The organism is Pseudomonas sp. Irchel 3E19, assembly GCF_900187585.1.
Lineage (GTDB): Bacteria > Pseudomonadota > Gammaproteobacteria > Pseudomonadales > Pseudomonadaceae > Aquipseudomonas > Aquipseudomonas baetica.
This window is the reverse complement of the sequence record NZ_FYDT01000003.1, coordinates 91,190-105,897: the sequence shown is the minus strand read 5'-3', so window position 1 is coordinate 105,897 and position 14,708 is coordinate 91,190. Positions and strand designations below refer to the sequence as shown.

General features: G+C 61.2%; 12 protein-coding genes. All 12 read left to right on the top strand.

Going from position 1 to position 14,708, the window contains the following annotated elements; genetic code table 11:
- Positions 1-7 precede the first annotated feature (7 nt).
- The 12 genes from glnE to CKW18_RS02925 all read left to right on the top strand — a co-directional run bounded on the left by glnE (position 8) and on the right by CKW18_RS02925 (position 14,708).
- Complete coding sequence (gene glnE / locus CKW18_RS02980; protein WP_095187382.1) at positions 8-2,947, top strand: bifunctional [glutamate--ammonia ligase]-adenylyl-L-tyrosine phosphorylase/[glutamate--ammonia-ligase] adenylyltransferase; 2,940 nt, start codon at positions 8-10, stop codon at positions 2,945-2,947.
- Between the two features lie 310 nt (positions 2,948-3,257).
- The gene (waaF, locus tag CKW18_RS02975) at positions 3,258-4,292 is read left to right on the top strand and encodes a lipopolysaccharide heptosyltransferase II (protein ID WP_095187381.1); all 1,035 of its coding nucleotides are present in this window, start codon (positions 3,258-3,260) and stop codon (positions 4,290-4,292) included.
- Position 4,293: 1 nt separating this feature from the next.
- The gene (gene waaC, locus CKW18_RS02970; protein ID WP_095187380.1) at positions 4,294-5,355 is read left to right on the top strand and encodes a lipopolysaccharide heptosyltransferase I; all 1,062 of its coding nucleotides are present in this window, start codon (positions 4,294-4,296) and stop codon (positions 5,353-5,355) included.
- Entirely contained in the window at positions 5,355-6,476 is a 1,122-nt protein-coding gene (locus tag CKW18_RS02965) for a glycosyltransferase family 4 protein (RefSeq protein ID WP_095187379.1), read from the top strand. Before waaC ends, CKW18_RS02965 begins: the two co-directional genes overlap by 1 nt.
- The gene (gene rfaP / locus CKW18_RS02960) at positions 6,477-7,283 is read left to right on the top strand and encodes a lipopolysaccharide core heptose(I) kinase RfaP (protein ID WP_095187378.1); all 807 of its coding nucleotides are present in this window, start codon (positions 6,477-6,479) and stop codon (positions 7,281-7,283) included.
- Positions 7,283-8,017, top strand: a complete 735-nt coding sequence (locus tag CKW18_RS02955) for a lipopolysaccharide kinase InaA family protein (protein WP_095187377.1) — start codon at positions 7,283-7,285, stop codon at positions 8,015-8,017. Before rfaP ends, CKW18_RS02955 begins: the two co-directional genes overlap by 1 nt.
- The gene (locus tag CKW18_RS02950) at positions 8,014-8,766 is read left to right on the top strand and encodes a lipopolysaccharide kinase InaA family protein (RefSeq protein WP_095187376.1); all 753 of its coding nucleotides are present in this window, start codon (positions 8,014-8,016) and stop codon (positions 8,764-8,766) included. Before CKW18_RS02955 ends, CKW18_RS02950 begins: the two co-directional genes overlap by 4 nt.
- Positions 8,766-10,217, top strand: a complete 1,452-nt coding sequence (locus CKW18_RS02945) for a lipopolysaccharide kinase InaA family protein (RefSeq protein WP_095187375.1) — start codon at positions 8,766-8,768, stop codon at positions 10,215-10,217. Before CKW18_RS02950 ends, CKW18_RS02945 begins: the two co-directional genes overlap by 1 nt.
- 215 nt (positions 10,218-10,432) lie before the next feature.
- Entirely contained in the window at positions 10,433-10,768 is a 336-nt protein-coding gene (locus CKW18_RS02940) for a YceK/YidQ family lipoprotein (RefSeq protein WP_095187374.1), read from the top strand.
- 172 nt (positions 10,769-10,940) lie between these two features.
- The gene (locus CKW18_RS02935) at positions 10,941-12,698 is read left to right on the top strand and encodes a carbamoyltransferase (protein ID WP_007967355.1); all 1,758 of its coding nucleotides are present in this window, start codon (positions 10,941-10,943) and stop codon (positions 12,696-12,698) included.
- The gene (locus CKW18_RS02930; protein WP_095187373.1) at positions 12,682-13,812 is read left to right on the top strand and encodes a glycosyltransferase; all 1,131 of its coding nucleotides are present in this window, start codon (positions 12,682-12,684) and stop codon (positions 13,810-13,812) included. The genes CKW18_RS02935 and CKW18_RS02930 overlap by 17 nt, the downstream gene beginning before the upstream one ends.
- Positions 13,812-14,708, top strand: a complete 897-nt coding sequence (locus CKW18_RS02925) for an antimicrobial resistance protein Mig-14 (protein WP_095187372.1) — start codon at positions 13,812-13,814, stop codon at positions 14,706-14,708. Before CKW18_RS02930 ends, CKW18_RS02925 begins: the two co-directional genes overlap by 1 nt.

Genomic DNA, 14,708 nt, shown 5'->3' with positions numbered 1-14,708 from the left:
ATAGACCATGACCCTGCCCGTGCTTGCCGAACTGCCTGCCATTCTCCTGCCGTTGGTCAGCCGATCGGAGCAGTCGTTCCGTACGGCCGTCGCCTCGCTTGAAGAAGATTATGGCTTTTCAAACTGGACGCCGGAGCGCTGGGCGCAATTTGCCCGCGTCAGCGCCGCCAGCGAGTTTGTCATTGAACAGAGCGTTCGTGACCCTTTGATGTTGCTGTCGCTGGTGCAGTCCGGTGAGCTCGACCGCGCCTTCGCGCCAGGTGAACTGTGCGCACAGATCGCCGCCGCCGCGAATGCCGCGCAGACCGAGGATGAGCTCGGTCGCGTACTGCGCCGCCAGCGCGCTCGTCATCAGGTGCGGATCATCTGGCGAGACCTGACCCGCCAGGCCGATCTGGTGCAGACCTGCCGCGATCTTTCGGACATGGCCGACGCCAGTATCGACCAGGCTTATCAATGGTTGTACAGCCGCCATTGCCAGCAGTTCGGCACGCCGACCGGGCGGCGCAGCGGTTTGCCACAGCAGATGGTCGTCCTCGGCATGGGCAAGCTCGGCGCGGTCGAGCTGAACCTGTCTTCGGACATCGACCTGATCTTCGCCTACCCCGAGGGCGGCGAAACCGTCGGCGTGAAGCGTGCGCTGGATAATCAGGAGTTCTTCATCCGCCTCGGCCAGCGCCTGATCAAAGCGCTTGATCCGATGACTGTCGACGGCTTTGTGTTCCGCGTCGACATGCGCCTGCGCCCGTACGGTTCGTCCGGCGCGCTGGTGCTGAGCTTCAATGCGCTGGAGCAGTATTACCAGGATCAGGGCCGCGACTGGGAACGCTACGCGATGATCAAGGCGCGGGTGGTGGCTGGGGATCAGGTGGCCGGCGCGCAGTTGCTCGACATGCTGCGGCCGTTCGTTTACCGGCGCTATCTGGACTTCTCGGCGATCGAAGCGCTGCGCACCATGAAGCAGCTGATCCAGCAGGAAGTCCGGCGCAAGGGCATGGCTGACAACATCAAGCTGGGTTCGGGCGGTATCCGCGAAGTCGAGTTCATCGCCCAGGCCTTTCAGTTGATCCACGGCGGGCGCGACCTGAGTCTGCAACAGCGTCCTCTATTAAAGGTGCTGAGCACACTGGAAGGGCAGGGCTATCTGCCGCCGGCGGTGATCAGCGAGTTGCGCGAAGGCTACGAATTCCTGCGTTACACCGAACACGCGATTCAGGCGATTGCCGACCGCCAGACCCAGATGCTGCCGGACGGCGCGCAGGATCAGGCGCGCATTGCCTTCATGCTCGGTTTCGCCGATTGGGAGGCCTTCCACGAAAAACTGATGTTCTGGCGCGGTCGCGTGGCCTGGCACTTCGCGCAAGTGATCGCCGATCCCGATGAGGACGAGGGCACTGAAAGCGAAGTGGTGGTAGGCGGCGAATGGTTGCCGTTGTGGGAAGAGGCGCAGGACGAAGAGGCCGCATGCCGCCAGTTGGAAGAAGGCGGTTTTGCCGACGCGACCAAGGCTTTGAAAGCATTGGCCGGTTTGCGCGGCAGTCCGCAACTGCGGGCGATGCAGCGTCTGGGCCGCGAGCGCCTTGATGCCTTTATTCCGCGCCTGATTGCGCAGGCTGTGGAGCATGACAATCCGGATCTGGTCCTCGAACGCGTGCTGCCGCTGGTTGAGGCGGTCGCCCGACGTTCGGCTTATTTAGTCTTGCTCACGGAAAACCCTGGCGCCTTGCGGCGGTTGCTGACGTTGTGCGCGGCGAGCCCGTGGATTGCCGAGCAGATCACCCGTTTCCCGCTGCTGCTCGATGAGTTGCTCAACGAGGGCCGGCTGTTCAAGCCGCCATTGGCGCCAGAACTTGCCGCCGAGTTGCGCGAGCGTCTGACGCGCATTCCTGAAGACGACCTCGAACAACAGATGGAAGCCTTGCGCCATTTCAAACTGGCGCACCGCTTGCGCGTCGCCGCCTCTGAAATCGCCGGCAGCCTGCCGCTGATGAAAGTCAGCGACTATCTGACCTGGCTGGCCGAGGCGATTCTGGAACAAGTGCTGGCCCTGGCCTGGCGCCAGACCGTGGCCAAATACGGCACGCCGCTGCGCACTGACGGCACGCTGTGCGATCCCGGCTTCATCATTGTCGGGTACGGCAAAGTCGGCGGCATTGAATTGGGGCATGGTTCCGATCTGGATCTGGTGTTTATCCATGACGGCGATCCGCAGGCGGAAACCGATGGGCCTAAGCCGATTGATGGGGCGCAGTTCTTTACGCGTCTGGGGCAGCGGATCATTCACTTGCTAACGGCGCAGACCAACTCCGGCCAGCTCTATGAAGTGGATATGCGCCTGCGGCCGTCCGGTGCGTCCGGACTGCTGGTGAGTTCGCTCGGCGCCTTTGCCCGCTATCAGGAAAATGAAGCGTGGACCTGGGAGCATCAGGCGCTGGTGCGGGCGCGGGTGTTGGTCGGCAGCCAGGATGTCGGCCAGGCTTTCGAGAAAGTTCGCGCGCAAGTATTGGGTAAAGCACGGGATCTGCCGAAGTTGCAGCAGGAAGTCAGCGAGATGCGCGCGAAGATGCGCGACAACCTCGGTAGCAAGAGAACTGCAGCCGGTACGTCGGCAAATGCCTTCGAGGCCGCGGTGCCGTTCGACCTCAAGCAGGACGCCGGAGGTATCGTCGATATTGAATTTATGGTGCAATACGCGGCCCTGGCGTGGTCGCACAGCCACCCGCCATTGCTGCGCTGGACCGATAACATCCGCATTCTGGAAGAGCTGGAACACGAAGGGCTGATGCCTGCCGAAGATGCCAGTCTGTTGCGCGAGGCCTATAAGGCCTACCGCTCCGCCGCCCACCGGCAGGCCTTGCAGAAGGATGCCGGGGTGATAACGGGTGACCAGTTTGCCGACGAGCGTCGGCAGGTATTGCGGATCTGGCGTGAGTTGGGGCTAAGCTGAAGTGCGCCAGTGAGTGCAATGAGATTCAAGTGTGGGAGCGAGCCTGCTCGCGAAAACGGAGTGTCAGTCGACATTGATGCTGGATGTGCCGGCCTATTCGCGAGCAGGCTCGCTCCCACAGTGGATCTGCGGTGATCGCAGATTTACGGCAAGACGAACTTACCATGTAGGAGCGAGCCTGCTCGCGATAGTGGAGTGACAGTCGACAGAAATGTTGAAGGTAATGACCCATCGCAAGCCGCCACATTCCCACAGTGATTCTCGAGGCGGGGAGGCGTAAATGCCTCCCCGGTTCGTTTTTGGAAACCACATGAATATTCTGATCGTTGGGCCCAGTTGGGTCGGTGACATGGTGATGGCGCAGACACTGTTTCAATGTCTGAAACAACGCCACCCGCAATGCGAAATCGACGTGCTGGCCCCCGAGTGGAGCCGGCCGATCCTTGAGCGCATGCCAGAAGTGCGCAAGGCCTTGAGCTTTCCGCTCGGCCACGGCGCGCTGGAACTGGCGACCCGTCGGCGCATCGGCAAATCCCTTGCTGGCCAGTATGACCAGGCGATCCTGCTGCCCAACTCGCTGAAATCGGCGCTGGTGCCGTTTTTCGCTGGCATCAAGAAGCGCACCGGCTGGCGCGGCGAATTCCGCTACGGCCTGCTCAACGACGTGCGCACCCTCGACAAAGAACGCTATCCGCTGATGATCGAGCGTTTCATGGCCCTGGCCTACGAGCCGAACGTCGAGTTGCCAAAACCCTATCCGCGCCCAAGCCTGCAAATCGACCCGGTGACCCGCGAAGCGGCGCTGGCGAAATTCGGTCTGACCCTCGACCGCCCGGTATTGGCCCTGTGCCCCGGCGCCGAGTTCGGCGAATCCAAGCGTTGGCCGTCCGAGCATTACGCGAAAGTCGCCGAGGCGCGCATTCGTGAAGGCTGGCAGGTGTGGCTGTTCGGCTCGAAAAACGATCACGCGGTAGGCGAAGACATCCGCGCGCGGCTGATTCCCGGTCTGCGAGAAGAGTCGGTGAATCTCAGCGGCGACACCTCGTTGGCTGAGGCCATCGACCTGCTGTCCTGCGCCGACTCGGTGGTGTCCAACGACTCCGGCCTGATGCACGTCGCCGCCGCGCTGAACCGGCCGCTGGTGGCGGTCTACGGTTCGACTTCGCCGGGCTTCACCCCGCCACTGGCCGAGCATGTCGAAATCGTCCGTCTGGGCCTCGAATGCAGTCCTTGCTTCGACCGTACCTGCCGTTTCGGCCATTACAACTGCCTGCGCCAGCTGATGCCGGACGCGGTCAACGATGCCTTGCAGAAATTGCAGGGCTCCGTGGTCGAGGTTCATTAAGTTGCGGGTACTGCTGATCAAGACTTCGTCGCTGGGCGACGTGATTCACGCGTTGCCGGCGCTGACCGACGCGGCCCGGGCGATCCCCGGGATCAAGTTCGACTGGGTGGTGGAAGAAGGCTTCGCCGAGATTCCAACCTGGCACCCGGCCGTCGACAAAGTGATTCCGGTGGCGATCCGTCGCTGGCGCAAAAACCTCTGGAAAACCATCACCAGCGGCGAGTGGAAGCGCTTTAAACAAAGCGTGCGGGCCAACAAATACGACTTGGTGATCGACGCCCAAGGCTTGCTGAAAAGTGCCTGGCTGACCCGTTACGTCAAAGCGCCGGTGGCCGGCCTCGATAAAGGCTCGGCCCGTGAGCCGATGGCTTCGCGTTTCTACGATCGTAAATTGGCCGTGGCCCGTGGCCAGCACGCGGTTGAACGCGTGCGTCAGTTGTTCGCCATTGCTCTGGGTTACGACTTGCCAAAAGGCCTGGGCGACTACGGCCTCAACGTCGAACGTCTGGTCGAATTGCCGCGCAAAAACGCTTTCGTGGTGTTCCTCCACGGCACCACGTGGGACACCAAGCACTGGCCCGAAGCCTACTGGCGCGAGCTGACCGAGCGGGTTGGTTATCTCGGCGTCGGCGTGAAACTGCCGTGGGGCAACCCGCTGGAGAAGGCCCGCGCCGAACGCATCGCCGCCGGCTTCAAACACGCTGAAGTGCTGCCGAAACTGAATCTGGCCGGTGTCGGCAAGGTGCTGGCCGGGGCTCAGGCCTGCGTGGCGGTGGACACCGGTCTGGGCCACCTTGCGGCAGCGCTGGACGTGCCGACGATTTCGTTGTTCGGTCCGACCAATCCGGGCCTGACCGGCGCCTACGGCAAACTGCAGATTCACCTGGGCAGCGATTTCCCGTGCGCGCCGTGCCTGCAAAAGAAATGTACCTATCAACCGACCGCGCAGGATGCCCGTCAGTTTGACCTGAAACGCGAGCAGCCTCTGTGCTTCACGCGTCTGAATCCCGAGCGTGTCGCCAGCCGACTGAGCACGTTGTTAATGGCTGAGGAGCTGCGCTGATGCAATTGGCTTTTGTCCTGTACAAATATTTCCCGTTTGGTGGTTTGCAGCGCGACTTCATGCGCATCGCCCTCGAATGCCAGAAGCGCGGCCACCAGATCCGCGTCTACACGTTGATCTGGGAAGGCGACGTGCCGCCCGGTTTCGAAGTGTTAGTGGCGCCGGTCAAGGCATTCTTCAATCACCGTCGCAACGAAAAACTCAGTGCGTGGATGGAAGCGGATCTGGCCAGGCGCCCGGTGGACCGCCTGATCGGCTTCAACAAGATGCCGGGTCTGGACGTCTATTACGCCGCCGACGGCTGCTTCGAAGACAAGGCGCAGAACCTGCGCAATTCGCTGTACCGCCGCTGGGGCCGCTATCGCCACTTCGCCGAATACGAGCGCGCGGTGTTCGCCAAAGACGCGAAAACCGAAGTGCTGATGATTTCCGAAGTGCAGCAGCCGCTGTTCATCAAGCATTACGACACCCCGCTTGAGCGCTTCCACCTACTGCCGCCGGGCATTGCCCAGGATCGCCGCCGGCCGGCGGATGCCGACGAGATTCGCACCGGCTTCCGCGCCGAATTCAACCTCAAGGACGACGACCTGCTGCTGGTACAGATCGGCTCCGGGTTCAAGACCAAAGGCGTCGATCGCAGCCTCAAAGCCTTGGCAGCGTTGCCCGCCGAACTGAAGAAACGCACCCGGCTGTTTGTAATCGGCCAGGATGACCCCAAATTGTTCCAGATGCAGAGCGCCACTTTGGGGCTCGGTGACAACGTGACGTTCCTCAAGGGTCGTAGCGATATCCCGCGGTTCCTGCTCGGTGCCGATCTGTTGATTCACCCGGCCTACAACGAAAACACCGGCACGGTGCTGCTTGAAGCGCTTGTCGCCGGTTTGCCGGTGCTGGTCAGCGCGGTCTGCGGCTACGCCCATTACATTGCCGAGGCGGATGCCGGGCGAGTGCTGGACGAGCCGTTCGATCAGACGCAACTGACGCAGTACCTGACCGATATGTTGAACGACGACGCTGCACGCGCGGCCTGGAGCCGCAACGGTCTGGCCTTCGCTGAGACGGCCGACCTCTACAGCATGCCGCAGCACGCGGCGGATGTGATTCTGGCGGAGCACGCTTAAATGAAGTTGATGCTGGCTGAACCGTTCAAGAGCCTCTGGGCCGGACGCGACCCGTTCGCCGAAGTCGAGGGCTTGCAGGGCGAGGTTTACCGCGAGCTGGAAGCCCGCCGGACATTGCGCACGGAAGTCGACGGCAACGGTTTCTTCGTCAAGATTCACCGTGGCATCGGCTGGGGCGAAATATTCAAGAACCTGCTCACCGCCAAGCTGCCGGTGCTCGGCGCGGGTCAGGAGTGGCAGGCTATCCAGCGTTTGCAGGAAGTCGGTGTGCCAACCATGACTGCCGTCGCCTATGGCGAGAAGGGCAGCAACCCGGCCGATCAGCACTCGTTCATCATTACCGAAGAGCTGGCGCCGACGATCAGCCTCGAAGACTTCAGCATTGACTGGATCAAGCAGCCGCCCGAGCCAAAGCTCAAGCGTGCGTTGATCGCTGAAGTGGCGCGCATGACCGGCATGATGCATCGCGCCGGCGTCAACCACCGCGACTGCTACATCTGTCACTTCCTGCTGCACACCGACAAACCGGTGACAGCGGGTGATTTCAAACTCTCGGTGATCGACCTGCACCGTGCTCAGACCCGCGCAAAAATCACCCGGCGCTGGCGCAACAAGGATCTGGCGGCCCTGTATTTTTCGGCGCTGGACATCGGCCTGACCCGTCGCGACAAACTGCGTTTTCTCAAAGGCTATTTCCAGCAACCGCTGCGCCAGATCCTGGCTGAAGAAGCGCCACTGCTGAACTGGCTGGAAGGCAAGGCCAACAAACTCTACGCGCGTAAACAGCGATACGGGGATGCGCTCTGATGGCGGGTTGGACTCTTGAGCCGCAATACAGCGATCTGGCCGAAGACTTCGGCAGCCTGGAAGCGGTATTTGCACTGCAAGGCGAGCGCCTGACCCGCGACCCGCTGTCCGAGGTCATTCGCGTGCAGCGCAACGGCGTCAACTATTACGTCAAGCGCTATGTCGGCGCCGGTAAAGGCTTGCGCCGTTACCTCGGCAAGCCACGGGTGAAGATGGAGTGGCAGAACCTCAAGCGCTTCGCCAAGTGGGGCATTCCCACTGCCGAGGTGGTGGCTTGGGGGTTGGAGCGACGCGGAGCGGCCTATGCCCGTGGCGCAATGATTACGCGTGAACTGCCGCGCACCGAAGACCTCTCGGCACTGGCCGAACGCAATGATCCCAAACTCAAGGATCGCGCCTGGGTCGACGGTATCAGCCGCCAACTGGCCGGCTTCACGCGGACCATGCACGATCATCGCTTCACCCATAACGATTTGAAGTGGCGCAACCTGCTGATCGACGATCAGGCGCAGCTGTTTCTGATCGACTGCCCGAACGGCGATTTCTGGCGCGGCTTCTGGCTCAAGTACCGGATCACCAAGGATCTGGCGTGTCTCGACAAGGTTGCCAAATATCACCTGTCGAACACCCAGCGTCTGCGCTTCTACCTGCAATACCGCGGGCGTGACCGGCTCAATGCTGCCGACAAAAAACGCATTCGCCACGTGGTGAGATTTTTCGAGGGACGCGAATGACTGATTTTCTGGCCGCTGTAGACCGTGCGCTGCTCGAACGCCACGGCCTCGGCACCTTCGACGCGTTGTGGGCCAAACAGCTCGAAGCGGTGGATGAACCGAACACCGACGGCGGCGGCTGGAGTAGCGTGTTTCGCCTGGAGCTGGAGGGGCACGGCTATTACCTCAAGCGCCAGAGCAACTACCTGACCCGCACCCTGCACGCGCCGTTCGGCGAACCGAGTTTTGCCCGCGAATTCCGCAATATCAGTCGCTACAACAAACTCGGCATTCCAGCGCTGCAAGCGGCGTTTTTCGGTGAGCGCAAGGTCAAGGGCGAGGTCCACGCGATTCTGCTGACTCGCGCGCTCGATGGTTGGGATGATCTCGACTCGCTGTTGCAGCGCTGGTCCCAGTTGAGTGCCGGGCAGCAGTCGGCGATTCTCAAAGCCTGCGGGCAATTGGCGCGCCGCCTGCACGGTGTGCGCCAGGTGCACGGCTGCTTCTACCCCAAACACATTTTTCTGCAGGCTGATGGCGACGGCTATCAGGCGCAGTTGATCGACCTGGAAAAGACCCGGCCTTTGCTGTTTGGCCTGCGTGATCGGGTCAAGGATCTGGAGCCGTTGCTGCGCCGTGCGCCGCAATGGAGCGAGGCGCAACTGCGTGAGTTGCTGGCGGCGTATCTCGATCAATCGACAGACAGTTCGCTGGTCGACAGTTGGGTCACGCGCCTGACGGTACGGCGCAGTCGCAAGGAGACCCGCTGATGCAGTTGTCCGACCTGAAAAACGCCGGACGTACACCGAGTCTGCCGCTGACAGTTGCTCTGGCGGATGCGGCGGGCCCCGCAGATTTGCAATTACTGAGTCTGCTGCGGGTGTTGCCGGGTCAGCGCTACGTCGGCGCAGGCGTCTGGCGTGGCCGGCCGGTACTGGCTAAATTACTGGTCGGTAGCAAGGCCGCGCGACATTTTCAGCGCGAGCTTGCCGGCGTCAAACTGCTCGCCGCCCAAGGCCTGACCACGCCGCTGCTACTGGCCGATGGGTTGCAGGACGGCGAGGGCGGATGGCTGCTGTTCGAATTGCTCGAAGATGCCCAAAGCCTGGGTGATGCCTGGCAACAAGTGGAATCGCTGCCAGTGCTGGCGGATGAACAATCGACGGTGCTGGCCGAGGCGCTCGGCGCGATTGGCCATTTGCACAGCAAAGGCCTGTGGCAGGAAGACCTGCATCTCGATAACTTGCTGCGTCACGACGGTCAGCTGTACTTGATCGACGGCGCCGGAATCTGTGTGGAAACGGCCGGTCAGCCGTTGTCGCGGCAAAAAGTGTTGGAGAACCTCGGGGTGTTTTTTGCCCAGTTACCCAAGTCACTGGAGCCGTTCACCGAAGAATTGCTGGTGTATTACCTACTGAGTAACGCCGAACATGCGTTGCCACTGGAAGCCTTGCAGAAGCAGATCGACAAGGTGCGCGCCTGGCGCCTCAGGGACTACCTGATCAAGGTTGGTCGTGAATGCACGCTGTTTAGCGTACAGCGCGGGGCGTTTGGTCTGCGGGCGATTCGCCGCGAGGAAGAAGCGGCGATGCTGCCGGTGCTGGAGCAGGCGGATGCGCTGCTGGATCAGGGGCATCTGTACAAGACTGGCGGTGCGGCCAGTGTCGGCAAGGTGGATGTGGCCGGGCGGCAATTGGTGATCAAACGCTACAACATCAAAGGCTTCGCCCACTGGCTCAAGCGTTTCTGGCGCCCAAGCCGCGCGTGGCATTCGTGGCGCGAAGGCAATCGTCTGGCGTTCCTCGGCATTGCTACACCCAAACCGCTGGCAGTGCGGGAAGAGCGCTTTTTGTGGCTGCGCAGCCGTGCCTACCTGGTCACTGAGTTTCTACCGGGGCCGGACATCATCGAGCGCTTTGCTCCGTACGTCGAAAGCGGCGCGGCGCCGGAAGCCGAGTTGCAGGCGCTGGATCAATTGTTCGCACGATTGATTGCCGAGCGCATCAGTCATGGCGACTTCAAGGGTCATAACCTGTTCTGGCACGAGGATCGCTGGGCGCTGATCGATCTGGATTCGATGTGTCAGCATGGTTCTGTCGCAAGTTTCGCACCGGCCTACGCTCGGGATCGAGCGCGGTTCATGCGCAACTGGCCCGAGAGCAGCGCGTTGCATCGAGTGATTGATCAGCGGTTGCCCAAAGACATTTCCAGCGCTGCCTGAATCCATTCGCCAGCAGGCTGGCTCCCACATTGGAAATGCATTCCCCTGTAGGAGCCAGCCCGCTGGCAATGAGGCCCGCTCAAACACTGCACATCCCTCCGGGAGAAACGGTGGACAAACTCCACTGACTTCTCCTACAGCTTCTACAGAAGCCATGAACTGTGCGGTGTTCAGCCCCGATGCTAGTTTGCCCAGACCACTTAGGAGGGCAAAACTTGACCATCAAAAAGGCTGTAGCACTGGGCGCCTGCTCGTGGATTTTATCCGGATGCGGCACCGCCGCCTCGGTACTGCAAATGGACGCCGACGTCGCCCGCGACCTGCGCAAGCAGAAAACCTACTGCCAATCGATTCCACGGATCTACAGCGGTCTGGCGTTCGATTTCTGCGTGTTGAACGCACCGCCCGACCCTACCGGGGTACTGCTGCCATTTGTGTTGCTGGACCTGCCGTTGTCCGGGGTGCTGGACACGGTGGCGCTGCCGTACACGATTTATCGACAGGCTACTGACGGCAATCTCAGTATTTATTGGCTTACGGGCAGTTATTGACGCCGCAGCCCTGAATTCTTCGGGTCGTTCACCCTGGGACAATTCGCACAGGGTCATTCCCGCCATGTTTACGCTATAATCCCGCCCTTTAGCTGTCTCTCGCCCGGTGCGAGGGCACATCAATTTTCAAGGCGCATCGCGCCTGCATGCAGACTAAAGAGGCTAGACCCCTGTGGCATTGACGATTCTTGGCCTGTCCGGCGCCCTTAGCCATGACCCTTCAGCCGCGTTGTACATCGACGGCAAGCTGGTGGCGGCGGCTGAAGAAGAGCGCTTCGTCCGCGATAAGCATGCAAAGAACCGCATGCCCTACGAATCGGCGAAGTTCTGCCTCGAACAGGCTGGCATCAAGCCGTCCGACGTTGACGTGGTGGCGATTCCGTTCGCCCCGATCAGCCTTTTCGGCAAGGCCCGCTGGCACTACGCCAAGCGCTACTGGTACGCCCCGGACCGCGCACTTGATGCGATCCTGATGGGCAACCGTCGCTACAAGCGCTATCGCAACAAGATCGTCTGGTGCCTGGAACAACTGGGTTTCGATCCGAAGAAGATCAAGATCGAGCCGGTCGAACACCACTTGGCTCACGCCTCCAGCGCCTACCACTGCTCGGGTTTCAAAGAGAAAACCGCGATTCTCGGCATCGATGGCAAGGGCGAATACGCCACGACCTTCTTTGGTTATGGCGAGAACGGCAAGATCCACAAGATAAAGGAATTCTTCGATCCGGATTCTCTCGGCGGCCTGTATGGCGCGATTACCGAGTTCCTTGGTTTCGAGATGCTCGACGGCGAGTTCAAGGTCATGGGCATGGCGCCTTACGGCGACGCCAGCAAATACGATTTCTCGCGTCTGGCCTCGTTCGAGAACGGCGAGCTGGTGATCAATACCGACTACGCCAACGTGATCGGCCTGCGTCGCTACAAAGAGAAGGGCAAAGGCTTCTACTTCTCGCCGAAGCTGATCGAGTGGCTGGGGCCGAAGCGCGAAGGCGACATCGCTGACGAACCGTACATCCACTACGCTGCGAGCATGCAGGCGCTGTTCGAGAAACTGGCGTTGCAGATGATCGACTACTACCTGGGCGATGTGCTCAAGGAAACCGGCAAGCTGGCTTTCGCCGGTGGCTGTGCGTTGAACGTCAAGCTCAACCAGAAAATCATCGCCCGCGATGACATCAAGGAACTGTTCGTACAGCCTGCTTCCGGCGATGCCGGCACCGCGGTTGGCGCCGCAGCCTATGTGTCCCACGCCCGTGGCGTGCCGGTCGAGAAGATGGAACACGTCTACCTCGGCCCGTCCTACAGCAACGAAGATGTGATCGCCGCGTGCGCCCGTCACGAGAACAAACCGACCTGGCGCAAGCTCGACAACATGCCCGAGCAGATCGCCAAAATCATGGTCGATGGCAACCCGGTGGCCTGGTTCCAGGGGCGCATGGAGTTCGGTCCGCGTGCACTGGGCGGGCGTTCGATCATTGGTTGCCCAAGCGTGGCCGGTGTAGCTGACCGCATCAACCACCAGATCAAGTTCCGCGAGCGCTGGAGGCCTTTCTGCCCGTCGATGCTCGACACCGTTGCGCCACAGATGATCAAGATCGATCACCCGGCGCCGTTCATGACCTTCACCTTCGAAGTGGCTGAAGAGTGGAAGACCCGCGTGCCGGAAGTCGTCCACGAAGATGGCACTTCCCGTGCCCAGGTGCTCAAGCGCGAATACAACCCGCGCTACTACGACATGATGAAGGCCCTGGAAAACCTCACCGGCAACGGCGTGTCGCTGAACACCTCGCTGAACCGTCGCGGTGAACCGATGATCTGCTCGCCGACCGACGCCCTGAACATGTTCTTCGGCTCTGATCTGCAGTACCTGATCATGGAAGACATTCTGGTGGTCAAAGAGGGCGCAAACGCTTATGACTCGCTCGGCTGAACGCCATGTGTTGCAGTTCTGTCACGGCTATGACGGGCCGTTCCTCGACTGCGCACGGCAATACGCCAGCCTGTTCGCGGGTACCGGTTATCGGGTGACCACGGTCTTTCTGACCGGGGCCGCCGACAGCGAGGTAGCCGCCGCGTGTGCTTCCGATGAAGTGTTGTTCATGGAATACAGCTCCAAGGCCATTCGTGGCCTGAAGCTGGGCGCCATCGGCGATCTGCGCAAGATCGCCGCTTCACGTAATTTCAGTTTCTGCATCGCCCATCGCTTCAAGCCGATCTATATCGCCTTGCTCGGCACTTCGCTGCCGGTGATTGGCGTGCATCACGCGTTTGACGATTACAAACGCGGCACGCGCAAGCTGTTCGCACATATTTTCCGCAAGCGCCTTAGTCTGCTTGGCGTCTCTGATGCCGTGCGCGACGACATGCGTCGTTGCCTGCCGAAGTGGCCGACCACGCGCATCCAGACCCTTTACAACCGTATTGACGTGGCTGCGCTGCAATTCAATCAGGTGTCGGCCCGTGAAGCCCGCGAGACTCTCGGTCTGGCGGCGGATGCGTGGATTGTCGGCAACGTCGGGCGGCTGCACCCGGACAAGGATCAGGCCACTCTGCTGCAAGGTTTTGCCGCGGCATTGCCGGGTTTGCCCGCTAATAGCCAGCTAGTGATCCTCGGCAAGGGCCGGCTGGAGCAGGATCTAAAGGAGCTGGCTCGCGAGCTGGGTATCGGTGACCGGGTGCTGTTTCTCGGACAGGTGCCGGACGCGCGTAATTACTTCCGCGCCTTCGATGTGTTTGCCCTGAGCTCTGATCACGAACCGTTCGGCATGGTGCTGCTGGAGGCCATGGCCGCTGGCGTGCCTTTGCTGGCCACCGCGTGCGGCGGGGCCAAGGAAGTGGTCGAAGGCGTGGGCATTCTGTTTCCGCTGGGCGATGCCGAACACCTTGCGCAAGGCCTGCAACATTTGGCGGGTATGGATGATCAGCAGCGCCTGCAATGTGCCGAGCTGATGCTTGATCGCCTGCGTGAGCGTTTCTCCGACCGTGCGGTGCGCGACACCTTCTGGCGTCTGCCGCAAGTTACCGATCTGGCACCGAGGGGCTGATGCTCAACCGATTTCAAGGCTGGCGCGAACGTGGCTGGTCGCCCGTCGACGCCTCCACCTATGCAACCGCCTGGCAGCGTTTTGGCGGCAGCGTCGCGACCCATCCACTGGTGGTCGAACGTCTGGCCGCGCTAGCCGGCATCCCGGTCCGTTATCTGGCGTGGGAGCAGGGCGGCGAAGTCAAAGCCGCGATCCCGACATGGGGCCGCGATCTGGCACTGTCCAAGGATGTACTCAAGCGCCACGGCAAAAAAGGCCTGTTCGACCTCGGCAACGCCGAGCTGATTCTGCCGGCCGCCGCGGACGCTCAAGCGCCATTGCGTCATCGTGGGCGCTACTTGTCGGCTCTCAACGAAAGCCGCTTCAGCGGCATGAAGTTGCAGACCGAACAATTGGCCATGGCCCGTACCCCGGAAGAGCTGTCGAAGAAGTTTCGCTACAACCAGCGCCGCGAACTGCGCCTGCTGGAAGAGGCGGGCGGTGTGGTGCGGCCGGTGGGCGAGTTTTCCAGTGCGGAGCTGGCCGCGATCTACTGTGATCTGTTCCAGCGCCGCTGGGGTTTTCCGGCCACCGGCGCGGCACGCATGGCCGAGGTGATCGAGCTGCTGCGGGAACTGCTGATCGGTTCGGTGATCTTCCTCAACGATGCGCCCATTGCCATTCAACTGGTGTACCGCGTCGAAGCCCCCGAGTGGATCAGCGTCGAGTACATCAACGGCGGCGTCGACCCTGAAACCCGTGAATTCAGCCCCGGCAGCGTACTGAGCTTTCTCAATACACAGGGCGCCTGGGAACACGCGCGGGCGCTGGACAAGCCGCTGCGTTTCTCCTTTGGTCGTGCCGACCGTGAATACAAGGATCGCTGGTGCAATCCTGTGCCGGTGTTCACCGTATGA

Excerpts from the sequence above, each read along its gene's own strand:
- glnE (WP_095187382.1), top strand. The coding sequence starts at position 8 with ATGACCCTGCCCGTGCTTGCCGAACTGCCTGCCATTCTCCTGCCGTTG.
- waaF (WP_095187381.1), top strand. The coding sequence starts at position 3,258 with ATGAATATTCTGATCGTTGGGCCCAGTTGGGTCGGTGACATGGTGATG.
- CKW18_RS02965 (WP_095187379.1), top strand. The coding sequence starts at position 5,355 with ATGCAATTGGCTTTTGTCCTGTACAAATATTTCCCGTTTGGTGGTTTG.
- rfaP (WP_095187378.1), top strand. The coding sequence starts at position 6,477 with ATGAAGTTGATGCTGGCTGAACCGTTCAAGAGCCTCTGGGCCGGACGC.
- CKW18_RS02955 (WP_095187377.1), top strand. The coding sequence starts at position 7,283 with ATGGCGGGTTGGACTCTTGAGCCGCAATACAGCGATCTGGCCGAAGAC.
- CKW18_RS02950 (WP_095187376.1), top strand. The coding sequence starts at position 8,014 with ATGACTGATTTTCTGGCCGCTGTAGACCGTGCGCTGCTCGAACGCCAC.
- CKW18_RS02945 (WP_095187375.1), top strand. The coding sequence starts at position 8,766 with ATGCAGTTGTCCGACCTGAAAAACGCCGGACGTACACCGAGTCTGCCG.
- CKW18_RS02930 (WP_095187373.1), top strand. The coding sequence starts at position 12,682 with ATGACTCGCTCGGCTGAACGCCATGTGTTGCAGTTCTGTCACGGCTAT.
- CKW18_RS02925 (WP_095187372.1), top strand. The coding sequence starts at position 13,812 with ATGCTCAACCGATTTCAAGGCTGGCGCGAACGTGGCTGGTCGCCCGTC.